The 22,836-nt window shown below is 74.2% G+C and carries 20 protein-coding genes; 11 read left to right on the plus strand and 9 right to left on the minus strand.

Features of this window, described 5'->3' with window-relative positions:
• The first annotated feature begins 67 nt into the window (after window positions 1-67).
• From ACFW3D_RS30850 to ACFW3D_RS30860, 3 genes are read left to right on the plus strand one after another with little or no spacing between them, the layout of a single operon-like run.
• Window positions 68-946, plus strand: coding sequence for an acyl-CoA thioesterase (locus ACFW3D_RS30850; protein ID WP_500509634.1), 879 nt, complete (start codon window positions 68-70; stop codon window positions 944-946).
• Window positions 947-976: 30 nt separating this feature from the next.
• Window positions 977-2,368, plus strand: coding sequence for a CoA transferase (locus ACFW3D_RS30855; protein WP_500509636.1), 1,392 nt, complete (start codon window positions 977-979; stop codon window positions 2,366-2,368).
• Between the two features lie 36 nt (window positions 2,369-2,404).
• Window positions 2,405-3,688: a M48 family metallopeptidase gene (locus ACFW3D_RS30860; protein ID WP_500509638.1), complete on the plus strand. Its 1,284-nt coding sequence runs from the start codon at window positions 2,405-2,407 to the stop codon at window positions 3,686-3,688.
• A gap of 10 nt (window positions 3,689-3,698) precedes the next feature.
• Here ACFW3D_RS30860 and ACFW3D_RS30865 read toward each other — a convergent pair whose 3' ends face one another.
• Both ACFW3D_RS30865 and ACFW3D_RS30870 read right to left on the minus strand, forming a co-directional pair.
• Entirely contained in the window at window positions 3,699-4,520 is an 822-nt protein-coding gene (locus tag ACFW3D_RS30865; RefSeq protein ID WP_500509641.1) for a DUF1684 domain-containing protein, read from the minus strand.
• A gap of 280 nt (window positions 4,521-4,800) precedes the next feature.
• The gene (locus ACFW3D_RS30870) at window positions 4,801-5,361 is read right to left on the minus strand and encodes a TetR family transcriptional regulator (protein ID WP_500509643.1); all 561 of its coding nucleotides are present in this window, start codon (window positions 5,359-5,361) and stop codon (window positions 4,801-4,803) included.
• Window positions 5,362-5,460: 99 nt separating this feature from the next.
• On the opposite strand from ACFW3D_RS30870, the gene ACFW3D_RS30875 reads away from it, so the two are divergent.
• Window positions 5,461-6,402 (plus strand): oxidoreductase, encoded by a 942-nt coding sequence (locus ACFW3D_RS30875; protein ID WP_500509645.1) that lies wholly within the window; start codon window positions 5,461-5,463, stop codon window positions 6,400-6,402.
• A gap of 41 nt (window positions 6,403-6,443) precedes the next feature.
• Here ACFW3D_RS30875 and ACFW3D_RS30880 read toward each other — a convergent pair whose 3' ends face one another.
• Window positions 6,444-7,013, minus strand: coding sequence for a DinB family protein (locus tag ACFW3D_RS30880; protein ID WP_500509647.1), 570 nt, complete (start codon window positions 7,011-7,013; stop codon window positions 6,444-6,446).
• A gap of 70 nt (window positions 7,014-7,083) precedes the next feature.
• On the opposite strand from ACFW3D_RS30880, the gene ACFW3D_RS30885 reads away from it, so the two are divergent.
• The gene (locus ACFW3D_RS30885; protein WP_500509650.1) at window positions 7,084-7,728 is read left to right on the plus strand and encodes a class I SAM-dependent methyltransferase; all 645 of its coding nucleotides are present in this window, start codon (window positions 7,084-7,086) and stop codon (window positions 7,726-7,728) included.
• A 2-nt stretch (window positions 7,729-7,730) separates the two neighbouring features.
• Here the strand turns inward: ACFW3D_RS30885 and ACFW3D_RS30890 are convergent, their stop codons facing one another.
• From ACFW3D_RS30890 to ACFW3D_RS30900, 3 genes are read right to left on the minus strand one after another with little or no spacing between them, the layout of a single operon-like run.
• Window positions 7,731-8,453 (minus strand): hypothetical protein, encoded by a 723-nt coding sequence (locus tag ACFW3D_RS30890; protein WP_500509652.1) that lies wholly within the window; start codon window positions 8,451-8,453, stop codon window positions 7,731-7,733.
• 27 nt (window positions 8,454-8,480) lie between these two features.
• A complete protein-coding gene (locus ACFW3D_RS30895) occupies window positions 8,481-9,143 on the minus strand; it encodes an MBL fold metallo-hydrolase (protein WP_500509654.1) in 663 nt (220 codons plus the stop codon).
• A gap of 50 nt (window positions 9,144-9,193) precedes the next feature.
• Window positions 9,194-10,129, minus strand: a complete 936-nt coding sequence (locus tag ACFW3D_RS30900) for an alpha/beta hydrolase (protein WP_500509657.1) — start codon at window positions 10,127-10,129, stop codon at window positions 9,194-9,196.
• 183 nt (window positions 10,130-10,312) lie between these two features.
• On the opposite strand from ACFW3D_RS30900, the gene ACFW3D_RS30905 reads away from it, so the two are divergent.
• The 5 genes from ACFW3D_RS30905 (at window position 10,313) to ACFW3D_RS30925 (ending at window position 15,798) form a co-directional block, all read left to right on the plus strand.
• Window positions 10,313-11,179: a helix-turn-helix domain-containing protein gene (locus ACFW3D_RS30905; protein WP_500509659.1), complete on the plus strand. Its 867-nt coding sequence runs from the start codon at window positions 10,313-10,315 to the stop codon at window positions 11,177-11,179.
• 321 nt (window positions 11,180-11,500) lie between these two features.
• Window positions 11,501-12,373 carry an oxidoreductase gene (locus tag ACFW3D_RS30910; protein ID WP_500509662.1) on the plus strand — a complete coding sequence of 291 codons (873 nt, stop codon included), beginning with the start codon at window positions 11,501-11,503 and terminating at the stop codon, window positions 12,371-12,373.
• Between the two features lie 108 nt (window positions 12,374-12,481).
• Window positions 12,482-13,183, plus strand: coding sequence for an SDR family NAD(P)-dependent oxidoreductase (locus ACFW3D_RS30915; protein WP_500509664.1), 702 nt, complete (start codon window positions 12,482-12,484; stop codon window positions 13,181-13,183).
• A 241-nt stretch (window positions 13,184-13,424) separates the two neighbouring features.
• On the plus strand, window positions 13,425-14,267 hold the full coding sequence (locus ACFW3D_RS30920; RefSeq protein ID WP_500509666.1) for a prephenate dehydratase: 843 nt from the start codon (window positions 13,425-13,427) through the stop codon (window positions 14,265-14,267).
• A gap of 553 nt (window positions 14,268-14,820) precedes the next feature.
• Window positions 14,821-15,798, plus strand: coding sequence for an alpha/beta fold hydrolase (locus ACFW3D_RS30925; protein ID WP_500509668.1), 978 nt, complete (start codon window positions 14,821-14,823; stop codon window positions 15,796-15,798).
• 41 nt (window positions 15,799-15,839) lie between these two features.
• Here ACFW3D_RS30925 and ACFW3D_RS30930 read toward each other — a convergent pair whose 3' ends face one another.
• Both ACFW3D_RS30930 and ACFW3D_RS30935 read right to left on the minus strand, forming a co-directional pair.
• Entirely contained in the window at window positions 15,840-16,808 is a 969-nt protein-coding gene (locus ACFW3D_RS30930; RefSeq protein ID WP_500509670.1) for a DUF8832 domain-containing protein, read from the minus strand.
• Window positions 16,809-16,950: 142 nt separating this feature from the next.
• Window positions 16,951-19,509 (minus strand): SpoIIE family protein phosphatase, encoded by a 2,559-nt coding sequence (locus ACFW3D_RS30935; protein WP_500509672.1) that lies wholly within the window; start codon window positions 19,507-19,509, stop codon window positions 16,951-16,953.
• A gap of 147 nt (window positions 19,510-19,656) precedes the next feature.
• Between ACFW3D_RS30935 and ACFW3D_RS30940 the strand changes: the two genes are divergently transcribed.
• On the plus strand, window positions 19,657-20,247 hold the full coding sequence (locus tag ACFW3D_RS30940) for a GNAT family N-acetyltransferase (RefSeq protein WP_500509675.1): 591 nt from the start codon (window positions 19,657-19,659) through the stop codon (window positions 20,245-20,247).
• 454 nt (window positions 20,248-20,701) lie between these two features.
• Here ACFW3D_RS30940 and ACFW3D_RS30945 read toward each other — a convergent pair whose 3' ends face one another.
• The gene (locus ACFW3D_RS30945; RefSeq protein ID WP_500509677.1) at window positions 20,702-22,531 is read right to left on the minus strand and encodes a glycoside hydrolase family 15 protein; all 1,830 of its coding nucleotides are present in this window, start codon (window positions 22,529-22,531) and stop codon (window positions 20,702-20,704) included.
• Between the last annotated feature and the right edge of the window lie 305 nt (window positions 22,532-22,836).

Genomic DNA, 22,836 nt, shown 5'->3' on the forward strand with positions numbered 1-22,836 from the left:
CCATGTGCGTCACGCACACAAGTGGGCGAGCGGTGAGCGCCCGCCGTACGCACCTGGCGGTGAACCCATGCAGCGGAACGTCCCGGAGCCCGCCGAGACGGCAACGTCGTTCAAGGAACTGCTGACCCTGGAGCGGCTGGAGGAGAACCTCTACCGCGGCTTCTGCCACGCCGGGATGCCGCTGCGGGCGTTCGGCGGCCAGGTCGCGGCGCAGTCGCTCATCGCCGCGGGCTCGACACTGCCCGCCGCGGAACCGCCCGCCCCGGACCTGCTCGTCCACTCGCTGCACGGCTACTTCATCCGCCCGGGCCGCACCGACCGGCCCATCGTCTACGAGGTCGACCGGACCCGGGACGGACGCTCCTTCGCCACCCGTCGCGTGGTCGCGATCCAGGGCGGCGAGGCCATCTTCAGCCTCTCCGCGTCCTTCCACCGCACGGAGGACGGGGACGAGCACCAGGCGGACGCGCCCGAGGCGCCCGGCCCCGAGGGGCTGCCCGAACTGTGGGAGGCCGGGAGACCGGGCCGGGGCGTGTCCGTCTTCGAGGCCGTCCTGGAGTCCCGGTGCGTGGGGGACCCCGTCAAAGGGCTGCCCGGCATCGGGCAGGGGCCGCGCCAGCAGCTGTGGGTCCGCACCCGAGACGCCCTGCCCGGGGGGCCGTTGCTGCACGCCTGCGCACTGACGTACATCTCCGACATCCGGCTGCTCGCGACGGCCGGCCTGCCCTACGCCGACCACCCGGGACAGCGGCAGGCCGCCTCACTGGACCACGCCGTGTGGTTCCACCGGCCGTTCCGCGCCGACGAGTGGCTGCTGTTCGCCATGGAGAGCCCGACGTACGCGTCGTCCCGCGGTCTGGCCCGCGGCCAGTTCTTCACCAGGGACGGCCGTCTGGTCGCCTCCGTCGTGCAGGAGGGGCTGTACCGGCGGCGGCCCGCCCGCTGAAGACCCCTTCGTCCAGCGAGGAGTGACGTGATGTCGCATTCTGCCGACGGTCCGACCGCCTACGCCTGGACGGTCCTCGGCGGTGCCCCGGAGCACGTGGAACACGTGACCTACCGGGAGGTCGCCGGTGTACTGCCGGCACGGCTGCCGGTGCGCCGGATGGCCTGGGCCGCGGTCGGGGTCTGCTCGCTGGCCGCCGCCGAGCTGCTCGCGCTGCGCTCCGGCGGGCCGCCGCCCCCGGTGCTGGTGGACGAGGGCGCCGTGGCCACCGCGTTCACCAGCGAGCGGCACCTGCGGATCGACGGCCGGGCGGGCAGCTCCTTCGCCCCGCTGTCAGGCTTCTGGCGCACCGCCGACGGATGGGTGCGCACCCATGCCAACTACCCGCACCACCGCGCCCGGTTGACCGCCGCCCTGGGCCTTCCCGACGGCGGCGACGAGGACGCCCTGGTCCGACAGCTGGCGGAGGAGCTGGCCGGGCGTACGGCCGTGGAGGTCGAGGAGACCGTCTACGCGGAGGGCGGACTGGCCGTCGCCGTACGGGACTTCGGCCCTGGCGCGCAGCCCCTCGTGGAGACCGAGCGCACGGACGGCGCCCTGGTGCGTCCGCTGCCGCCAGCCGGGCTTCCCGCGGCGGGCGTCCGCGTCCTCGACCTGACGCGGGTCATCGCCGGACCGGTCGCCACGCGCACCCTGGCCCTGCTCGGCGCGGACGTACTACGGGTGGACGGTCCCCGTCTGCCGGAGGACGAGTGGGCCCACGCCGACACCGGATTCGGGAAGCGGTCGGCGCGGCTCGACCTGCGCGGTCCCGACCGTGCGGTCCTCGAGGAACTCCTCGCCTCCGCCGACGTGGTCGTGACCGGCTACCGCCCTGGCGCGCTGGACCGCTTCGGCCTGGCGCCGGAGGCGCTGCGCGAGCGGCGGCCCGGACTGGTGGTCGCCCAGCTCCGCGCCTGGGAGCGGTCGGGACCCTGGGCGGGGCGGCGCGGATTCGACAGCCTGGTCCAGGCACGCTGCGGCATCGCCTCGGTCGAGGCCGGACCGGACGGCCGGCCGGGCGTCCTGCCCGCCCAGGCCCTCGACCACGGCACCGGCTATCTGCTGGCCGCGGCCGTCCTGCGCGCCCTGACCGACGCCCGCCGCCACGGCGGCGGGCGGCTGCTGCGGCTGTCGCTGACGGGCACGGCGTCCTGGCTGACCGACGGCATCGGCCGGGGCGACGGGGGCACCGGAACCGGCTCCGGCGAGGACCGCGACCCCGCCCGCCTGCTCGCCGTCGCCGACTCCGGGTACGGACCCCTCGTCCACGCCCGGCCGCCGCTGGGCTACCGAGGTGCCCCGCGGGACTGGAGCCGCCCGCCGGGGCGCTGGGGCACGGACCCCGCGGTGTGGTGCGGGCCGGTCGCGGACCGCCGTTAGGATGCCCCGGCCGGTGCCGATCATGGGGAGGGCGGCATGGAGACCGACGGAGGAAGACCGTGCCCGCGGTGCGGGCAGCGGCTGACGGACGACGACCGGTTCGTGGTCTGGTGCACGTCGTGCGACTGGAACGTCCGGGGTGGGAACGAGGACGACGAGGAGCACGACGGCCCCGTCGACGCGTTCCGCCGGCGCCTGTCGCGGAGGTACGGCGAGGAACTGTTCGCCAGGATGACCTCGGAACGGCCGCCGCGCCCCGGGCGTGGTGCCGCGTACGCCGGCGCCTACGCGATCGCCGGGCTCGTGCACCTGCTGACGCTGGCCGTGGCCGGCGCCGGTGTGTGGCTTCTGGTGACGGGCTGGCGGGCGATCGTCCCCGCCGTGCTGGGAGCTCTGCTGCTGGGCCTGGCATGGCTGATGCGTCCGCGGTTGGGGCGGGTGCCGCGGCACGGCGTCCGGCTGCGGCGCGCGGACGCGCCCGCGCTCTACGCGCTGCTGGACGACGTGGCCGACACCCTGGGGGCGCCGCGGGCGGACATCGTCGTGGTGGACGCCGAGGTCAACGCCGGTGTCTCCGTCGTCGGCCTGCGCCGTCGCAGGATGCTGGTGCTCGGACTGGGACTGTGGGAGGTGCTGACCCCGCAGCAGCGGGTGGGCCTGCTCGGCCACGAGTTCGGGCACTTCGTGAACGGTGACACGAGCGAGACGCTCGTCATCGGCTCCGCGCACCGCACCCTGATCGAGTGGTACGTGCTGCTGCGTCCGCAGTCCGACACCAGCGGCCTGGGGCTGGTGGAGATCGCCGCACGACTGTTCATGTTCCTCCCCGCCTCCGCCGTGCTGCTGCTCCTGCACGTGCTGGCACACCTGACCCTGCGCGCCGGTCAGCAGGCCGAGTACCTCGCGGACGACCTGGAGGCGCGCATCGGCTCGACGGAGGCGGCCATCGGCGGAATGGACGTGCTCCTGCTCGCCGACGCCATCGGGTTCTGGCTCGACCAGCAGTACGTCACCGCGGGTACCGTGCACCGCGCCACACGCGGCGCCGGCCGGGAACCCGACGAGGCGGTCTGGGAACGCCTCAAGGAGTACGTGGCGTCGATCCCGGAGCACGAACTCGAGCGGCGGCGCCGGCTCTCCGTCCTGACCGCCCACGCCGAGGACCAGACCCACCCGCCGACCCACCTGCGCCGCGCCGCGGTGGAGCGCCGGGAGCACCACGCGGCGGCCATCGTGCTGGACGTCGCGCGGAGCAAGGAGGTCGACGCGGCCCTGGCCCCGGCCCGCCGTCGGCTGGGCGGCGAGGTCCTGCGCGGCTGAGCGGCCGGGGTCAGACCTGCCCGCCCCGCTCCAGGGGAATCCGCTCGCCCGCGTCGACGGCGAACGGCAGCCGGTTGCCGGCCGGCGGGAGGGGGCAGGTGGCGAGGTCGGTGTACGCGCAGGGCAGGTTGGCCGCGCGGTTGAAGTCCAGGGTCACCCTGCCCCCGGCGTCCGGCGGGTCGATCTGCAGGGAGCGGTTCGCCGCGTAGGTGGTCACCCCGGACGTCGCGTCCGTGAACAGCGCCATCAGGGCGCCCGGCCGCGAGCCGTTGAAGACGGTCAGCCGGTGCGTCGCGCCGTCCACGTCGAACTCCACCTGCCCGGGGGAGTCGTAGACGTGCTCCAGACCCTCGACGGCCGCGCCCACGGTCACCGGAAGCGGGACGTCGTAGGGCACGAACCGGGCCTCGCGGACCCAGTGGGGATCGGGAGCGTAGGCGGGCGTCCCGGTGAAGCCGGTGCGCAGCGGGTTGTCCGGGTGGCGCGGCCGCAGGATGTCGTGCCCGCCGCGCTTGGCGACCTCGACGACGGCGGCGCCGAAGCCGGCGTACACGCTGTCGCGCTCGCCGATGACGCCGAAGTCGTACCGGCCGCGCACCGTCGTCCCGCCGACGGTCAACTCCTCGCCGTCGTCCAGCTCGACCGCCACGTGGCCGTCGACGACCGACCAGGCGCCCGGCGCGTCGTCGTAGCGTTCCGGTCGGGGGCCCGGCCGGCGCAGACTGGTGATCGCCAGGAAGCCGTGCGGACCGGCGAGCACCTCCTCCTTGGCGCGGTGCCAGCGCTCCCACTGCTCGGTGAAGCCGCTGCGGTCGACGTCCTGCGCGGTCATGTCCGCTGCTCCCTCGCGTGACGGTGTACTGCTCCACTGCGTACAACCGCCGAAGTCCGCTGGGTCATCCCGCCGCCCGCCGACGTGGCGGCCCGCCCGGTCGGCGTGCGAGGGCGACCGGGCGGGCTCCGCTTCCCAGGCTGCCCCGGGGGTGAACGCCGCGCAGGCCGAAGGGCGTGGCGATTGCGCCGGACGGGGCCACAGGGTGCCGCGGTGGCGGCCGCCCGCGGTATTCGCCTTGGGCGTGGCACGCGGCCGCGTGCCGATGCCGCGTGCGCGATCAGGGGGTGGCGAGCTGCCGGACCGACTCCACGACGACGCGCCTGCGCTCCGATGCCGGGACCAGGGAACGGACGTCCTCCCCCTGGCGCTGCCACATGTTCGCGATGACCAGGACGAGGGCGAGCAGTTCTCCCGCGCTCATGCGGTCGGTGACGGTGCCGCGCCGCTGGGCGTCCTCGACCGCGGCGACCTTGTCGGCCATGGACGCGGCCACGAGGGGCCGGACCTCGCGGCCGTCACCGCGTTCGAGGGCGTACCAGGTCACGAACCGCATCACCTGCGGGTGGTCGAGGCCCGCGTCGTAGAGGCGGCCCGCATAGCCGGGCAGGTCGTCGGCGTCGATGGGAATGCCGGCGACGGCCTGTTCGACGACGGCGTCGTAGACGGCCTCGAACAGGCCCTCCTTGCCGTCGAAGAAGGAGTACGTGAGGCCGGGGCTCACCCCGGCGCGTCTGGCGATCCGGTCGACCCGCGCCCCGGCGACGCCGTACTCGGCGAACTCGGCGAGCGCCGCTTCCAGCAGCAGCCGGCGCTTCAGGTCGGGGTCGCGTGTGCGCATGCACGCATCCTCGGCTATTGAACGTTCATTTGACAACTCGCCGGGGGGTGGGGCACCGTCGAGCTGGTAAATGAACGTTCATTTGATAGGAGTCCCGGCATGCCCGGCAACACCGCCGCCACCGCCACCGCCCACCACTGGACCCCCGACGCCATCGCCGACCAGCGCGGCCGCACCGCCCTCGTCACGGGCGGGAACAGCGGCATCGGGCTGGAGACCGCGCGCGTCCTCGCACGCCACGGCGCCCGCGTGATCCTTGCCGGACGCCGTCAGGACACTCTCGACGAGGCGGCGGCGGCCCTCGGCGCGGAGCGGCCCGGCGCCGAGGTCGGCACGGTCGTCGTCGACCTCGCGGACCTCGCCTCGATCCGGCGGGCGGGCGAGCGGCTGGCCGCGGAGCCGGGGGCGATCGACCTGCTGATCAACAACGCGGGCGTCATGAACGTGCCCGAGCGCCGCACCACCGCCGACGGGTTCGAGCTGACCTTCGGCACCAACCACCTCGGCCACTTCGCCCTCACCGCCGGGCTCGTGCCTGTCCTGCTCCGGTCTCCCGCGGCCCGCGTCGTGACCGTCAGCGCCGTCGCCGCGCGATGGCGCAGCGGCCGCCTGGACGACCTGAACAGCGAGCGACGGTACGGAGCGATGGGCGCCTACGCCAAGTCCAAGCGCGCCAACGTCGTGTTCACCCGGGAGCTGGCACGCCGGCTGGCCGGCACTCGCGTCGAGGCCGTCGTCGTCCATCCCGGTTCGGCGATGACCAACCTGCAGCGGCACAGCAGCGGCCCGCTCTCCCGGCTGGTCGTGGCAGTGGCCGCACGGGCGCTGATGGGTTCGCAGCAGGGCGCCGCGTGGCCCTCGCTGTACGCCGCCACCAGCCCCGACGTCCGCAGCGGGCAGTTCATCGGCCCCGCCGGACGCGACCAGACCTCCGGTACCCCCGTCCAGGTTCCGCTGCCGCGCGGCGCGGACGACCCGGCCGAGGGCGAGCGGCTGTGGACGGCGAGCGAGCGGCTGACGGGCGTCCGGTTCCCCGCCTGAGCGCCGCCGAGTCGCGCCGTCGCGTCGCCCGCCGGGGTCCGTCAGCCCGGCGGGTCCTCGCCGACGAGCCCGTCGACGGACTCCCGGATGAGGTCGGCGTGCCCGACGTGCCGCGCGTACTCCTCGATGAGGTCGACGAGGATGCGCCGCAGGCTCGGTGACTGCCCGTCAGCGGTGGTGTAGCGGCCCAACTGGCCGAGGTCGCCCACCGCCAGGGCCTCGCGGACCACGCGGCGGGAGCGGGCGACCGCGCCCTGCCAGAGCGCCAGGAGCTGTTCGGGGCCGTCCTGCGCCGCGGAGTGCCAGTCCCACTCGGGGTCGGCGTGCCAGTCCGCCGTGTCCCACGGCGCGCCCGGCTCCCGGCCGAGGAACTTCCGGGAGAACGTGGCGTCCTCGCAGTGCGCCAGGTGCTTCAGCAGTCCGCCCAGCGTCACCGACGAAGCACCGACCGTCGCCCGCAGGCCCGCCGCGTCCAGGCCGCCGCACTTCCACGCGAAGGTCGCGCGTTGCCGCTCCAGCGAGCCCAGCAGCGTGGCGGCCTCGCCCCCGGCCAGCGGCGGCTCCGGCCCCCCGGCCGGGCTCCGGCCGATCTCCCACCCGTCGTCGGTCACGGCAACCGAACCTACCGGGCGCGGGTGCCGCCTGAGAACCCGCTCCCCCGGTGAACTACCGTGGCCGGCCATGGACACCGACGACTGGCTCGCGGACACCCGGACGTCTTACGACACCGTCGCCGAGGACTACGCCGACCAGGTCCGCGGCCTCCTGGACGAGACACCCTACGAACGCGCGGTCCTGGCGCTCTTCGCCAGTCTGGTCGGGAGCAGTGGCGGAGGGCCGGTCGCGGACGTCGGATGCGGACCCGGGAGGATCACGGCCCACCTGAACGGACTGGGCGTGGACGCCTTCGGGATCGACCTGTCGCCCGCGATGATCCAGGTGGCCCGGCGCGAGCACCCCGCCCTGCGGTTCGACGTCGGCTCCATGACTGACCTCGACCTCCCCGACGGCTCGGTGGCGGGCCTGGTCGCCTGGTACTCCCTGATCCACGTCCCCGACGACGCTATCGGTGCCGTCCTCACGCACTTCCGGCGGGCCCTTCGGCCGGACGGCCCGCTCCTGCTCGCCTTCCACGCAGGCGAAGGGACGCGGCTGAAGACGCAGGGCTACGGCGGCCACCCGATGAAGGTCCGCGTTCACCTGCGCCGTCCCGACCGGATGGTCGCGTGGCTCGGTGACGCCGGTTTCACCGTGGAGGCTCAGATGACGCTCACCTCGGCCGAGAGCGGGCTCGGGGGGATCCTCTTCGCACGCCGCGACGGGTGAGTTCAGTGCTCGCGGTTTCCGCACTCGGCGTCGTAGAGGGCGCACCCCGGCGACAGCACGCCGGACGGCGCGTACGCCAGTCGTACGTAGGCGGCGCCGGAGGCTTCCGCCGTCAGCGCCTCGATACGCACGGCCGGAAACGTCTTCTCCGGCGCCGTCGTGTGCACTTCCGCTTCGGCTGGTGTGTCGAAGGGCTTGCCTTCGAGGACCGCCAAGGCGGTTGTGCTGCCGTCGGGTTGCGGCTCGGCCTCCTCGACGGCCAGCCGCCAGTGGAGTGCGGCCTGCGCCAGTAGGTGCTTCCCGTGGATGCCGTACGCGAGGAGGGCGCCGGCACGGCTGCGGATCTGCCGCGCGATGGCGCAGCAGAGCGGGACGTCGGTGCCGTAGGGCGTGTCCACACGGTTGTGGCCGGCGAGCGGGGAGAAGCACAGTGTGTCGAACACGAGGGAGAGTGCCACGTCCTGGATGCGCGGGCGTCGGCCGTGCTCGACGAGCTCCAGCAGGATCGCCGTGGCGGGGTAGGCCGCGGGGAACACCATGGCGGCGTGGCCGCAGGTGAAGCCGCTGCCTTCCAGTGCCGCCGCCGCGCTCCCCGTCTCGTTGGCCGTGGTCGACACGGTCAGCCGCCGCAGTGCGTCGGCCACCCGTGAGGGTTTGTCGCCCGGCCACGACGTCGGGTTGGGTATCGCCGACCAGTCCACGGCGTCGATGGCGTCAAGGATCACGGCCGCATTGTGCCGGACGGTGTGGGGTCAGAGGGACAGCGCACGCTCCAGCGCGGCCCGGTCGGCCGGTGCGCCGTGGGCGGGGAGCACGATCTCGACGGGGAGGGCGAGCAGCGGGCGCAGCCGTTCCGCCACCTGTGCGCGCGTGATGCCGCCCCGCAGCCGGTCGTTGATCTGCAGGCCCCGGCCGAAGTCGACCAGGGTGTCGCCCGGGATCACGGCCCGCACCCGGCCGTCCCAGAGCACCAGGTCGTTGTGCTCCCGCCCGGCGAACGCCTCGATCCCCACCGGGAGCCGGTCGCCCGCCGCGTACAGACGGCCCGCGCCGCCGGTGCCCGTGCGCAGCCACGTGAGGTCGAGGCTGCCGTCGCCCGCCTGTTCGCGGGTGACGCCGAACTTCCGCACGAGGTCGTCGGCGGTGTCCGGCGGGGGCGTGAACACCGGCGCGCCGAGGCGCTCGACCAGACTCCGCGTTTCGCGCTCGTGCCAGGGCGCGGTGAGCACCACCACCGGCCGCCGGTCCGCGGCGAGCGCGAGGAGCCCGGGCGGCACGGACAGCGGGTCGAGGAGGAGCAGCCGGGTGCCGTCGTCGACGGCGTACGACGACACCTCCCGCGGCCACCGGTCGTCGGGGGTCCAGTCCGGGTGCGGCGCCTGCCAGTGCCAGACGCCGGTGGCGAGTTCGCGCATGCGGGGACCCTACCGGCGTACCCCCGGGCCGTCCGGTCCCGCGCCGCGCTTCAGCGGTCCCCGGCCGGGTCCAGGTTCCGGGTGAAGAAGCCGGCGAGCTTCTCGACGGCGGGGTCGACGTACTGCTCCCGGTCGTAGAGGTCGACGTGGCCGGCGCCCTCGATCCAGTACAACTCCTTGGGGCCGGTGGCGCGCTGGAAGGCGTCGACGCTCATCCAGGCGGTGACCGCGCGGGATCCGGCGATCATCAGCAGCGGACGCGGTCCGATCAACGGGACGGCGGCGAAGGCGTCGAAGGCCGCCATCCTGTCAACGCTGGACCAGGTGAAGAAGTCGGCGGCCCGGGGGTGCCGGGCACGCGGGGTGCGGTAGTAGTCGAAGCCGTCGACGCCGTGCTCGCCGCCCAGCGCGCGGGCCTGGTCGGCGGTGTCGGGGAACAGGGTCAGGACGGGCGGCTCCTCGCCGCGGGCCTCCGCGGTGCGGGCGGCCGCAGCGGCCTCCAGCATGCCCTGGAACACGGACGCGTCCTGGGTCCCGTCGGCCCCCAGGCGGAACTGGCGGGAGACGTCGACCGCGCTGACGGTGGCGACCGCCTTGATCCGCCGGTCGCCGGCCGCGGCGGGAAGGACGTAGCCGCCGGAGGCGCAGATGCCGAGGGCGCCGATGCGCCCGGCGTCGACGTCACCGCGGGTGGTGAGGTACGACACGGCCGCCTTGAGGTCCTCGACGCGCTGCGCCGGGTCCTCCAGGCCGCGCGGCTCTCCGCCGCTCTCGCCCTGGTGAGCCGCGTCGAAGGCGAGCGTGACGAAGCCCCTCTCGGCCAGGCGCCGCGCGTAGAGGCCGGCGGTCTGCTCCTTCACGCCGGTGCCGGGGTGGCCGACGACGATCGCGGGCCGCGGGCCCGGTGCGGTGGGGGTGCCGGGGGAGTAGAGGTGTCCGGCGAGGGGGATGCCGGCGCTGTCGAACGTGACGGTGGTCTTGGCCACAGGATGCTCCGTGTTCGTTGTTCGGCGGGGCCGCGCCGCTTCGGCGGGCCCGCTGCCGCCCGGATCCGTGCCGGGCACTTCTCGACCGTCCGCCCTGGTGGGAGCGGGCGGAAGAGGCGAGTTCCTGCCCGGGAAGGAACCTGCCCCCTCACAACCGGGGGACCCCGCGGGAGAATGGGGCACATGACTGCGGCATCTGGTCCTCGCGAACTCGGAGCCTTCCTCAAGGCCCGCCGGGCACAGCTCGCACCGCACGAATGCGGTCTGCCGCCTGCGGACTCCGCGCGCAGGGTCGCGGGTCTGCGCCGTGAGGAGGTCGCGCAACTCGCCGCGATCAGCGTCGACTACTACACGCGGCTGGAGCAGGGCCGCGTCCGGGCGTCGGCATCCGTCCTCGCCCCGCTGGCCCGTGCGCTGCGCCTCGACGACGACCAGCAGCGGTACCTGTACGAGCTGGCCGGCAAGGCCGACGCCCAACCGAGGCGCCGCCGTCCGCCGCAGCGCGTACGGCCCGCGATGCGGCGCCTGCTGGACCAGCTCGCGGCGACGCCCGCCGTCGTACTAGGCACGCGGATGGACGTCCTGGCCTGGAACGACGCCGCCGCGGCCCTCTACACCGATTTCTCGGCGATCCCGCCGGGCCGCCGCAACTACGTGCACCTGCTGTTCACGGACCCGATCGTGCGCGGAATGCACCGGCAGTGGGAGCACGACGCCCGCGACGCTGTTGCCGCGCTGCGCATGCAGGCCGCCGCGGAGTCCGGTGACCCCGAACTCGCCCGCCTGGTCGGTGAGTTGTCGGTCCAGGACGCCGACTTCCGCACATGGTGGGCGGAGCACCGGGTCATCACCACCGCGTACGGCACCAAGCACTACCGGCACCGCGTGGTCGGCGACCTGACGCTCGACTGCGACACGTGGAGCAGCCCCGACGGCTCGGGGCAGCGCCTCATGGTGCTGACCGCCGAGCCCGGCAGCCCGTCGTACGACGCTCTGCGCATCCTGGCCTCGTGGACGGCGGGCCGGCCGGGCGCGGGCGACCGCCTCTGACCTGCGTCAGCCCTGACGGCCGATGCGCCGGAGGCACCGGCGACGGCCGCCCGGACCTGCCGGGCGGCCCGGTCGGGGAAGGCCCTCGGGGTGGGTGCCGTCGGCGGTTGCCGGGACCCGGCGAAGGGACGGACGGGGCGGCTCACCGAGGGACGCGCCGCACGGACGCCGGGACACGTCCTGCCCGGTGAGGTGCCTGGTCCCCGTACCCCCAGGATCAGCGGGGTACTGCCACCCACGCCTGACGCCGCGCACAGTGGGGATCAGCCGGAGCCGACCGGTTCATCACCCCCTCACCCCAATGCGCGGAAGGTACGACACATGAGCAAAGACCGGAATGTCCCCGGTGGTGCGCTGAAGCTCGCGGACGACCTGGTCGTCAGCCGCATGGGATACGGCGCCATGCAGCTGGCCGGCCCCGGGGTCTTCGGCCCGCCGAAGGACCGCGGCGAGGCCCTCACGGTGCTGCGCGAGGCGGTCGAGCTGGGCATCACCCACATCGACACCAGCGACTTCTACGGTCCCGCGGTCGTCAACGAACTCATCCGGGAGGCGCTGCACCCCTACCCGGACGCCCTGCGCATCGCCACCAAGGTCGGCGCGCGGCGCGACGGCACCGGAGGCTGGATCCCGTCCCTGGAGCCCGCGGACCTCAAGGCCCAGGTGCACGAGAACCTGCGGCGCCTGGGACTCGACGTGCTGGACGTGGTCTACCTGCGCCTCGGCTCGGTGGAGGGCACCAGCGACGACTCGATCGCCGAGGGATTCGGCGCCCTCGCGGAACTGCGCGAGCAGGGCCTGATCCGGCACCTCGGGCTCAGCGGGGTATCGGACGCCCAGCTGACCGAGGCGCGGTCCATCGCCCCCGTCGTCGCGGTGCAGAACCTCTACAACCTGGTCAAGCGGCAGGACGACGCTCTCGTCGACCGATGCGCGGCGGAGGGCATCGCCTTCGCCTCCTTCTTCCCGCTCGGCGGCTTCACCCCGCTCCAGTCGGGCGAACTCCTGGGCGTGGCGGCCCGGTTGGGCGCAACGCCGCAGCAGGTCGCCCTCGCCTGGCTGCTGCGGCGGTCGGCGACGACCGTCCTCATCCCCGGTACGTCCTCCGTGGCGCACCTGCGCGAGAACGTCGCCGCCGCCGCCCTGGAACTGCCCTCCGACGCCCTCGCGGAACTCGACGGCATCGCCGCCTGACCGGCCGCGCACCCCCGCCACCCGCACCACCACGCGGCGCCCCCGAACCCGTCCGCGCGCGGTCACCCGTGCGCCGTGACACCAGCACGGAGCAAAGGAGCACACCTCATGACCATCACCCTCGTCACCGGCGGCAACAAAGGCCTCGGCCGCGAGACCGCCCGCCGTCTGATCGAGCTCGGCCACACCGTCTACATCGGCGCCCGGGACGCCGCCCGCGGACGGGCGGCCGCCGAGGAGACCGGCGCGGAGCTGCTCGTGCTCGACGTCACCGACGACGCCTCCGTCGCCGCCGCGGCCGGAGAACTGCGGCGCCGCGAGGGCCGGCTCGACGTCCTGGTGAACAACGCGGGCGTGTACGAGGGCATGATCGGCGCCGAGGAGGCCTCCGCCGCCCACATGAGCGCCGTCCTCGACGTCAACGTCGTCGGTCTGGTGCGCGTGACGCACGCCTTCCTGCCCCTCCTGGGCGAGTCCGCCGCGCCGGTCATCGTCAACGTGAGCAGCGGGCTCGGCTCCTTCGGCACCGTCCTCGACCCCGGGAAGAACGAGTCCCGGTACGTCACTCCCGTCTACTCGGCGTCGAAGGCCGCGGTGAACATGCTCACGGTGCAGTACGCCAAGGGCCTGCCCCACATCCGCGTCAACTCCGTCGAGCCCGGGTTCAGCGCCACCGACCTGCACGGCCTGAGCGGCCAGGGCATCCAGACCCCGGAAGAGGGCGCGGAGGCGATCGTGCGCTACGCCACCGTCGGCCAGGACGGCCCGACCGGAATCTTCGGAGACCGCGGCGCGCGGCTTCCGTGGTGAACGCCGCGCCGGCCGGCCCGGCCGGCGCGGATCGCGGAACCCCCGGGCGGTGGGGGCCGCCCGGGGCACCCGCCCGCAGCACGCGTGAGCGGGGGCCGCCCGACCCCGCCGGGGCCGTCCGACCCCGCCGCGGCCGTCCGGCCCTCGGACGCGTACGAGGTCCGCGCGCACCGCGCAGTAGCATGCGAAGGACGGCCCCGCCGCCCGCACAGCCCATCGATCCGGAGATACCGACGCGCACATGGTGACCATCGCCTACCAGGGAGAACCCGGATCGAACTCGGCCGCCGCGGCCCGCAGGCTGTATCCCGACAGCCGTGGGCTGCCCTGCACGACCTTCGAGCAGGCGCTGGAGGCGGTCGCGCTGGAGACCGCCGACCTGGCCGTGATCCCCGTGGACAACTCGGCCGCCGGCCGCGTCGCGGACGTCCACCACCTGCTGCCGGAGGCGGACCTCTCGATCATCGCGGAGTACTTCCTGCCGATCCGCTTCGACCTGATGGGCGTGCCCGGCGCCACGCTGGAGGACGTCGCCTTCGTCCGCAGCCATGTGCACGCGCTGGGCCAGTGCCGGAAGATCATCCGCGAGGGCGGCTGGCAGACGCTGGTGAGCGACGACACCGCGGGCGCCGCCCGCGAGGTCGCGGAGCTCGGCGACCCGCGGCACGCGGCCCTCGCCCCGCCCGGAGCCGCGGACCTGTACGGGCTGCAGGTGCTGCGCGGCGGCGTCGAGGACACCTCGGACAACACCACCCGCTTCGTCGTCCTCGCCCGTGACGCCGAGTTCCCGCCGGACTCGGGCACGCCCATGATGACCAGCCTGTTCTTCTCCGTGCGCAACATCCCGAGTGCGCTCTACAAGGCGCTCGGCGGCTTCTCCAGCAACGCGGTGAACCTCACCAAGATCGAGAGCTACCAGGTGGGCGCGGGCCTCAAGGCGAGCCGGTTCTACATCGAGATCGAGGGCCACGCGGAGGAGAGCAGCGTGGCCCTGGCCCTGGAGGAGCTGCGCTTCTTCTCCTCCGAGGTGCGGATCATGGGCGTCTACCCGGCGCATCCGCACCGCTCCCTGGACCACGGCTGACGCCGGGTCCGGCACCGGCCGTACGAGGCCCCGCCGGTCGTGCGGCGGCTCTCGCCCGCGCGTAGCGGACCGCCCCGTCGTGGCCCCGTGGGCATCTCTCCGGCCGCACCGGATCCGCTTCCGGGCAAGTGGGCGAGGCGGCTCTCGAATGCCGCCCGGCGCCGGTGCGGTCGTGCACCCCGCTTGGGGCGCGGCCGAACGGTGAGCCCGGCGGGCCGCATCCCCCGTACCGCCGCCCCGGGTGCGGCCGTCGCCGTCCGACGCGAACGGCCGTGACCCGGGTGGCGACCTCGTCGGCCCGCCGGCCGCCTGCCTGGTCGCGCACACCGCTCCGGCCCTGCCGCCGGTCGGCCGGACGAACCGTTCCCGGCGCCCCGCGGTCCGCCCCGTACGGGGCGCCCGCCGGTGTCACACCCCCGCGGGGCGGATTTCACCCCGACGGCCCATGCGTGTGACCCGGTCGGCACACGCGCCGGGCCTGTCGCCGTCGCGCCGTGAACACTCAGGTGCCGTAGGGCCTCCGCCCTGAGCATCGAGGAAAGCGAGATACGGCATGGCGGCAACTCTGGATTCCCGCTCGCGGCGTCGCATACGCCGCGCCGACGTCGCCGCGGCCGGCTGCGCCCTGGCCCTGTGCGCGTCCGTCGCGGCCCCCGCCGCCGCGGACGGGGACACGACCGGGACGAAACCGACGGTCGTCCTGATCCACGGGGCCTTCGCGGACGCCTCCAGCTGGGACGGGGTGATCGAACGGCTGGAGGCGCGCGGCTACCCCGTCATCGCACCGGCCAACCCGCTGCGCGGGCTGTACAGCGACTCCGCCTACATCGCCTCCGTGTTGAAGAGCGTCAAGGGCCCCATCGTCCTGGCCGGTCACTCCTACGGCGGCGCGGTGATCAGCTCGGCCGCGGCCGGCAACCCCCATGTGAAGTCGCTGGTGTACGTCTCGGCCCTGATGCCCGACGTCGGCGAGAGCGGGATGTCGCTGTCCGAGCGGTTCCCCAGCGCCCTGGGCACGGCCACCAAGTCCGTGCCGTACAGCGCGGGCGGCGGTGTCAGCGGTACCGACCTCTACCTCAAGCACGACAAGGTGCACCCGGTCTTCGCCGCCTGCCTGTCGGAGAGCCGGGCGAACCTGCTGGCGATCACCCAGCGGCCCGCGGCCACGACCGCCTTCTCGGAGAAGGCCAAGGTCGCCGCCTGGAAGACCATCCCGTCCTGGGCCCTCGTCGGCCGTCAGGACATGACGATCAACCCGGACCAGGAGCGCTTCCAGGCCAAGCGCGCACACTCGCACACCGTGGAGGTCGACACCTGCCACGTGTCCCTGATCGCGCGGCCGGACGTCGTCACCGACCTGATCCTCCAGGCCGCCTCCGCCGCCGGGACCGGCCGCGCCGAGCTGGCGGACACCGGGTCGGCGGAGCGCGGGCCCGGCCTCACCGCTCTCGCCGGCGTCGCCGGGGGCGTGCTGGTCGCCGGCACGGGAGTCGTCCTGGGCGCCCGCCGTCTGCGGCGCCGCTCCGCCTGAGCCGTCCGCCCGGGAGCTCCGTCCGTGGACCGCTCCCGTCGTCAGTGGCCGTGGCCCGCGGTGCCGCCGCCGTCCTCGTCGGCGTGAGCGTCACCCGGACCGGCCGTGACCGTGAAGGCGGCGGTGCGGACCGTCCCCTTGTGCTTGAAGTCGAGGAAGAGCCGGTACGTGCCCGGGCTCGGGGCCGTGGCGGAGAAGGAGACCTCCGGCCCGGGCACGGTGCGGCCGTCGCCCGGGGCGCCGCCCGGGTGCACGTGCAGGTACGCCAGGTCGCCGGCACGCAGTGCGACGAGGTGGCCGTACGCGCCGAGGTACGGCTGCAGGTCCGTGACCTCGCGGCCGTCCTTGGCCACCGTCAGACGGAGCTCCTGCTCGGCGCCGGGCCGCAGGGCCCCGTCGAGCGTGACGGTGTAGCCGTCCACGGTCGCCGTCCGTGAGGCCGGCGCCGGGCCGGAAGGCCGGTACTCCCCGGCCACCGGGAGGTCCGCGCCGAGCGTGACGTTGCGGCTGCCCTTCGCGGCGGGGGTGAAGTCGGCGAAGACCCGGTAGTCCCCGGCGCGGGGGAGATCGACCGAGGTGCTCCACGTGCCGTCGGCGGCGCGGACCGGATGCAGATGGCGGTAGCCGGTCAGGTCGCGCGAGGCCAGGATCAGGTGCAGCTCCTTCTCGTGGGCGCGCCGGTACGAGGTGAGCGGCCGGCCGTCGGGGTCGCGTATGAGGAAACGCAGGCGGGCCGGGCGGCCGGCGCCGACATGCGGCGTGAGCAGGTCGAGGGTGTAGCCCGCGTCGGTGATCGCCAGGCCGCCCGCGGGACGCACGGCCGACGCGCTGTCGTCGGTGCTGTCGGCTTCGTCCGCGGCGGCGGTGTCGTGCGCGTGTGCCGCCTCCGTTGCGTTCGCGCCGGCCGCGGGCGTGCGGACCGGGTCGAAGGCCGCGCCCACGCCGTAGGCGGTGCCGAACGAGGCCGCCAGGACGACGGCGAACGCGGTGATCTTCGTTCCGGTGTTCAAGGGTGCTCCGTGGGTGCCGTGACCGAGGGCGCGCGCCGGGTGTGCACGCGGCATCAACATATACCCCTAGGGGGTATGAGCCAAGGCGTGTGGAAGCCATGCGGGAATACGGGGTGGGGGTATGCCGGTCAGGCGTGCCGCGTCACGCGGCCGCCAGGGCCTGTTCGGTCCAGATCGTCTTGCCGCGGGGATGGTGGCGGGTGCCCCACTGCTGGGCGAGCTGTGCCACGAGGAGCAGACCGCGCCCGCCCTCGTCGTACGTACGGGCACGGCGCAGGTGCGGGGTGGTGTTGCTCGTGTCGGTGACCTCGGTGATGAGCGCCGTGTTGTTGTGGATCAGGCGCAGCTGGATCGGCGGCTTGCCGTAACGGATGGCGTTGGTGACCAGTTCGCTGACGAGGAGTTCGGTGGTGAACGAGGTCTCCTCCAGCCCCCACGCGGTGAGCTGCGTCGTCGTGTGGTGGCGGGCCTGCGCGACGGTGGCGGGGTCGCTGGGCAGCTGCCAGGTCGCGATGTGGTCCGCCGGGAGCGTGCGGGTCCGGGCGACGAGCAGCGCGATGTCGTCCGTCGGACGGTGCGTGATGAGGGTGGTCAGGACCCGGTCGCAGACCGCGTCGAGGGACCCGGCCGGGTGCGCGAGGGCCGTGAACATCTTGTCCAGGGACTGGTCGATGTCGTGGTGGTGCGGATCCAGCAGCCCGTTGGTGTAGAGCGCGAGGACCGTGCCCTCGGGGAGGTTCGTGGTCATCGTCTCGAACGGGAGCCCGCCCAGGCCCAGCGGGGGACCGGCGGGGACGTCCAGGAAGTGGACGGCGTGGTCGGGGGTCACCACGGCGGGCGGGGGGTGCCCCGCGCGGGCGAAGCTGCACTGGCGCGTGGTGGGGTCGTACACCGCGTACAGGCACGTGGTGCCGATCCCGCCCGCGGTCTCCGCGTCCTGGCCCTCCCCGGCGTCGTCGGAGCAGAGGTGGATCACCAGGTCGTCGAGGTGGGTGAGGAGTTCGTCCGGCGGGAGGTCGACGTCGGCGAGGGTCCGCACCGCGGTGCGCAGCCGCCCCATGGTGGCCGAGGCGCGGATGCCGTGCCCGACGACGTCGCCGACCACCAGGGCGACCCGGGTCCCGGACAGGGGGATCACGTCGAACCAGTCGCCGCCCACCCCAGCGTGCGTCGTCGCGGGGAGGTAGCGCGTGGCGACGTCCAGGGCGGCCTGCTCGGGGAGGGTGTGCGGCAGAAGGCTGCGCTGCAGGGTCATCGTCGTCGTGCGCTCGCGGGCGTAGCGGCGGGCGTTGTGGATCGCGGCGGCCGCCCGGTGGGCGAGCTTCTCGGTGAGCGCCAGGTCGTCGGGGGTGAAGGGCACGGGGTTGCGGTGCCGGACGAAGACCGCCAGCCCCAGGGTGCCGCCGCCGGCGGTGAGGGGGATCGCGATGACCGAGTGGGTGCCGGCCTCGCGGATCCACGCGGCCCGCGGGTCCTGGGCGGCCCAGCGGGCGAGGGTCGCCTCGGTGATGTCGTAGAGCGCGGCCTTGCCGGTGGCCAGCGTCTGCGCGGGAGGGGAACCCGGGGGATAGGCGGCGGTGTCGCCGAGGGCGATCAGGGCCTCGGGCGTGCCCGGCAGTATGGACCTGGCGGCGGTGCGGGTCACGGTCAACGGACCGTCCCGGCCCGCCGCCTCCGGGCCGGCGGACGGCTCGATCAGGTCGACGGCGGCGTAGTCGGCGAGCCCGGGCACCACCAGGTCGGTGAGCTCCTGCGCGGTGCGGGTGGTGTCGAGCGTCGTGCCGATGCGGATGGCCGCCTCGTGCAGGAGATGCGAACGCCGCCGGGCCTCGGGGTCCTCGGAGGCCGGGTGGGTGGTCAGCACCACCCCGCGCACCGCCCCCGCCGGGTCGGCGAGCGGGGTGAGCGTCGCCCGCAGGGCGTGTACCCCGTCGGCGCCTTCCGCCGTGCCGTCCGTCGCGCCGGTCCCCTGGTGCGGGCCGGATTCCCGGGACGTGGTGTCCGGGCCCCTGTCGCTTCCGGTGGCGGCCCGGCCGTCCGCGGGGAAGGGCGCGGGGGCGTGCTGGGTGCGGCCGCTGGTCAGTACGCCCCGCATGCGGGTCTCCGCCTGGCGGGCCGTGTCACCCGGGGCGAGGTCGGGCAGCCGCAGCCCGCGCATCTCGGCCTCGCGCAGGCCGAGGACGTGCTCGAAGGCTGCGTTGGCGCGCGTCAGCCGCAGACCGGAGTCGAAGACGGCCTGGGGGCAGGGTGACTGCGTGAACGCCCGGCCGCGGAGGGCGTCATGTGCCGGCGGGTCTCCGGAGGAGGCGGGTACCGCCGCGACGACGAGCCAGCCGCCCTCGCCCTGGCCGCCGCCGTTGTGCCCGGGCCCTGCGCCGGCGTCGTCCCCGCCCGCGGTGTCGTGGTGGTGGGCCAGCAACCGCAGACGCAGGGTGTGTCCGTCGCGGTGCCGGAGCGCGAGGGTCCCCGCCCAGCGCGGCGCGGAGGGCGGCGGCGTTCGCGGCGGGGGTCCGGCGAGCAGCAGCGTGGCGGGATGGCCGATGATCTCGGCGGGCGTGTGGCCGAGCAGATGGTGGGCCTGGGCGCTCCAGCCGGTGACGACCCCGTGGTCGTCGAGCGTGGCGGAGGCGGTGTAGGCGGTACCGCCGTCGGCGCCCCGGGACTCCGGCTGTCCACCTGCGGCGGTGGGAAGTGGCTCCATGGCTGTCATCTCGCCCTCGCTAGGTTCTTTCCCCCACTGCCGCGGGGGAACCGGGCTCGGCCGGGCCATCCACTGACCAGCATCGTGCCTGTGACGGGTGAGCACCAGCGCAACGGACGGGGCTCACCGGACGGGGAGCCGCACGGCGTGACGCCCCATGAGAGCATCGCGGGCATGTTCCCGCAGACCCCCCGGCTCCGCCTCCGCCGCTTCCGCCCCGACGACGCACCGGACCTGGCCGCCTACCGTTCCGACCCCGCCGTCGCCCGCTACCAGGGCTGGAGCGCACCGGTGTCCCCGAAGGAGGCCGCGGACCTCGTCGAGGGGTTCGCCGCGGCGGATCCGGAGGAGCCCGGCTGGTTCCAGTACGCCGTGGAGCTAGCCGCCACCGGCGAGCTGATCGGCGACATCGGGGTGTGCCTGCACACCAACCGGATGCAGGCCGACCTCGGCTTCACGCTCGGCCGCGCGCACCAGGGCCACGGCTACGCCACCGAGGCCGTCACCGCGCTGCTGGACCGGCTCTTCACCGGGCGGGGTCTGCACCGCGTGTCCGCCGAGTGCGACGCCCGCAACACCGCATCGGCGCGACTGCTGGAACGGGTGGGGTTCCGGCTCGAGGGCCGCCGTCCGGCGCACAGCTGGATCAAGGGGGAATGGACCGACGACCTGCTGTTCGGCCTCCTCGCCGGCGACTGGGAGCGGCGCCGTCCGGTCCCCGGACCGGACGGGGAATGACGGGGTCCGGTTCACGGTTGCACCAGGCGCGGGAGACCTGCCCAGGGAATCCACGGGGACCGACGAGCGGTCCGGCCCCCAGGGAGTCCGCGGAGCAGGAGAACGGCCCCGCTCCGATCCGGCGCCGGCCTGGCCCCCTTCCCGGCCGGCGCCGATCGTGTGCCTGCCGCCTGCCGCCTGCCGCCTGCCGCCTGCCGCACACCGCCGGCGAAAGGCGTCGCCCGGCGGGCGCCGAGCACGTTCCGGACGCCCCGTCATACCGCCCGGTACGCCCTCCGGTTGGGCCCGGGTGGGTCAGTCCGGCTCGCAGGAACGCGCCGGCGGGTGTCTGATGGAATCAGCGGCCCGGGGTCCCGGAGTGGCCCCCGATGAAACGGCCCCGGGCCCGCTTCGTATCCTCCGCTCCCGCACTCCCCGACGGACTCGGCGCCGCCGCAACGCATCTGACGGATCATCATGCGGCGATGGACTGCCGGGCCTCACTGATCGCCCATGCGGCGTTGACCAGACCGATGTGGCTGAACGCCTGCGGGAAGTTGCCCAGCAGTTCACCCGTGACCGGGTCGATCTCCTCCGCCAGCAGACCCACGTCGTTGACGTACGCCGCCGCCCGGGCGAAGACGTCGCTGGCCCGCTCGGACTGCCCCGCCAGGGCCAGCGCCTGGGCCAGCCAGAAGGTGCACAGCAGGAAGGTGCCCTCCTCCCCGGCGAGACCGTCCACCGTCTCCTCGGTGCGGTACCGGTAGACCAGCCCCGCGTCGTCGGTGAGCCCCCGCTCGGTGGCGTCGATGGTGGCGCGCACCCGCGGGTCGTCGGCGGGCAGGAAACCGACGATCGGCATCATCAGGTTCGACGCGTCGAGGGCCGTCGAGCCGTAGTACTGCGTGAAGGCGCCCGCCTCCTCGCTCCAGCCCTCGCGCAGCACCGTCCGGTGGATCTCGTCCCGGGTCCTGCGCCACCGTGCGGCCTTCGCGCGGGACGCACCCAGCCGGTCGGCGAGCCTGACGGCCCGGTCGAGCGCCGTCCAGCACATGACCTTCGAGTACAGGAAGTGGCGGGGCTCGCCCCGGACCTCCCAGATGCCCTGGTCCTTCTCGGTCCAGCGCTCCGCCGCCGCGTCCGCGCAGGCGACGAGGAAGCGCCGGGTGTCGTCGTCGATCCGGTCCAGCTGGTCCGCGAGACGGTACGCGGCGTCGAGGAGTTCCCCGTAGACGTCGATCTGCTGCTGGCACCACGCGCCGTTGCCCACCCGCACCGGCCGGCTGTCCCGCCATCCCCGCAGGTGGGGGAGGGTACGCTCGCTCAGGTCGTGTTCGCCGCCCACGCCGAACATGATCTGCAGCGTGCGGTCCGCGCCCAGCGACGGCGCGGCGGTCGCCAGGAAGGCGAAGAAGTCGTGCGCCTCGTCGGGGCAGGCCGCCACCCACAGCGCCTCCATCGTCAGACAGGCGTCCCTGACCCAGGTGTAGCGGTAGTCCCAGTTGCGCTCCCCGCCCACGCCCTCCGGCAGCGAGGTGGTCGCGGCCGCGATGATGGCGCCGCTGGGCTGGAACGAGAGGGCCTGCAGCACCCGGCCGCTGTGGTGCACCAGATCACGCCAGGGCCCGTCGTACGCCTGGTGCATGTCCGACCACGACTGCCACGCCGCGATCGTGGAGTCCAGGCGGCCGGAGAGGTCCTCCTGCGTCCAGACGTGGGCCGGGGGCTCCTCGATCGTCGAACGCTGCAGACCGAGGCAGACGGACTCGCCGGCCCGCAGGGTGAAGGCGCCGTGGGCCGTGGCGTCGGCGAAGTCCATGCGGTGCGGAGTGGTCAGCACCAGCCACTCGGCGCCTCCCCGCGACGTGACCCCGCCCGCGGTCCCCGACAGGATCGGTGCCACGAGCCCGTACTCGGGGCGCGGGCGGTACTCCGTCTCCACGGGCACCTCGCCCTCGGTGCAGGTCAGCCGGCGGGCCAGCAGGCGTGGTGCGCCGGCGCCCAGGCTGTGCCCGTCGCCGTGCGGGCCGGTCAGCAGCGCGTCCGTGAGGGTGACCGTCCCCGACGTCGTGCGGAAGGTGGTCTCCAGGACCATGGACCGGTCCACGTAGTGCCGCGTCGTCTCGTACGGGACCGACGGCCGGACCGACCAGTGACCGGCCGCGCCGTCCAGCAGCCGCGCGAAGACCGAGGGGCTGTCGAACCGGGGGAAGCACAACCAGTCCACGGAGCCGTCCCGGCTCACCAGCGCGGCGGAATGCCGGTCGGAGATCAGTGCGTAGTCTGCGATCGCGGTCGAACTCATGGCAGCTCCCACGGACGGTGCCTCAGCGGACCGGCCGGTCGGTGCGGTACGCGGCGGGCGGCCCGGACTCCGCGAACACCAGGCGCCGCGGCCGGAGTTGCGTGGCGGCCGTCCCGATGCGCACGGCCCTCCACGGCAGACCGGTCCCGTCTTCCGCGTCCGTCCCTCCAGTGTGCCGCGCGCGGCGGCGGACGACGGGGTGTGCGGGGGCGTGCGGTGTTTGATTCGCCGGTCGGGGGGTGTGGGGGGATGCTGGTGTATATGAGTACGCGCGTTCCTGCGGATTCTGTTGTCCGGGCCGATTT

Source organism: Streptomyces sp. NPDC058864, assembly GCF_042742985.1.
GTDB lineage: Bacteria > Actinomycetota > Actinomycetes > Streptomycetales > Streptomycetaceae > Actinacidiphila.

What these genes read in the sequence shown, in the direction of transcription:
- ACFW3D_RS30850 (WP_500509634.1), top strand. Translation starts at nt 68, where the DNA reads ATGCAGCGGAACGTCCCGGAGCCCGCCGAGACGGCAACGTCGTTCAAG.
- ACFW3D_RS30855 (WP_500509636.1), top strand. Translation starts at nt 977, where the DNA reads ATGTCGCATTCTGCCGACGGTCCGACCGCCTACGCCTGGACGGTCCTC.
- ACFW3D_RS30860 (WP_500509638.1), top strand. Translation starts at nt 2,405, where the DNA reads ATGGAGACCGACGGAGGAAGACCGTGCCCGCGGTGCGGGCAGCGGCTG.
- ACFW3D_RS30865 (WP_500509641.1), bottom strand. Translation starts at nt 4,520, where the DNA reads ATGACCGCGCAGGACGTCGACCGCAGCGGCTTCACCGAGCAGTGGGAG.
- ACFW3D_RS30870 (WP_500509643.1), bottom strand. Translation starts at nt 5,361, where the DNA reads ATGCGCACACGCGACCCCGACCTGAAGCGCCGGCTGCTGCTGGAAGCG.
- ACFW3D_RS30875 (WP_500509645.1), top strand. Translation starts at nt 5,461, where the DNA reads ATGCCCGGCAACACCGCCGCCACCGCCACCGCCCACCACTGGACCCCC.
- ACFW3D_RS30885 (WP_500509650.1), top strand. Translation starts at nt 7,084, where the DNA reads ATGGACACCGACGACTGGCTCGCGGACACCCGGACGTCTTACGACACC.
- ACFW3D_RS30895 (WP_500509654.1), bottom strand. Translation starts at nt 9,143, where the DNA reads ATGCGCGAACTCGCCACCGGCGTCTGGCACTGGCAGGCGCCGCACCCG.
- ACFW3D_RS30905 (WP_500509659.1), top strand. Translation starts at nt 10,313, where the DNA reads ATGACTGCGGCATCTGGTCCTCGCGAACTCGGAGCCTTCCTCAAGGCC.
- ACFW3D_RS30910 (WP_500509662.1), top strand. Translation starts at nt 11,501, where the DNA reads ATGAGCAAAGACCGGAATGTCCCCGGTGGTGCGCTGAAGCTCGCGGAC.
- ACFW3D_RS30915 (WP_500509664.1), top strand. Translation starts at nt 12,482, where the DNA reads ATGACCATCACCCTCGTCACCGGCGGCAACAAAGGCCTCGGCCGCGAG.
- ACFW3D_RS30920 (WP_500509666.1), top strand. Translation starts at nt 13,425, where the DNA reads ATGGTGACCATCGCCTACCAGGGAGAACCCGGATCGAACTCGGCCGCC.
- ACFW3D_RS30925 (WP_500509668.1), top strand. Translation starts at nt 14,821, where the DNA reads ATGGCGGCAACTCTGGATTCCCGCTCGCGGCGTCGCATACGCCGCGCC.
- ACFW3D_RS30935 (WP_500509672.1), bottom strand. Translation starts at nt 19,509, where the DNA reads ATGGAGCCACTTCCCACCGCCGCAGGTGGACAGCCGGAGTCCCGGGGC.
- ACFW3D_RS30945 (WP_500509677.1), bottom strand. Translation starts at nt 22,531, where the DNA reads ATGAGTTCGACCGCGATCGCAGACTACGCACTGATCTCCGACCGGCAT.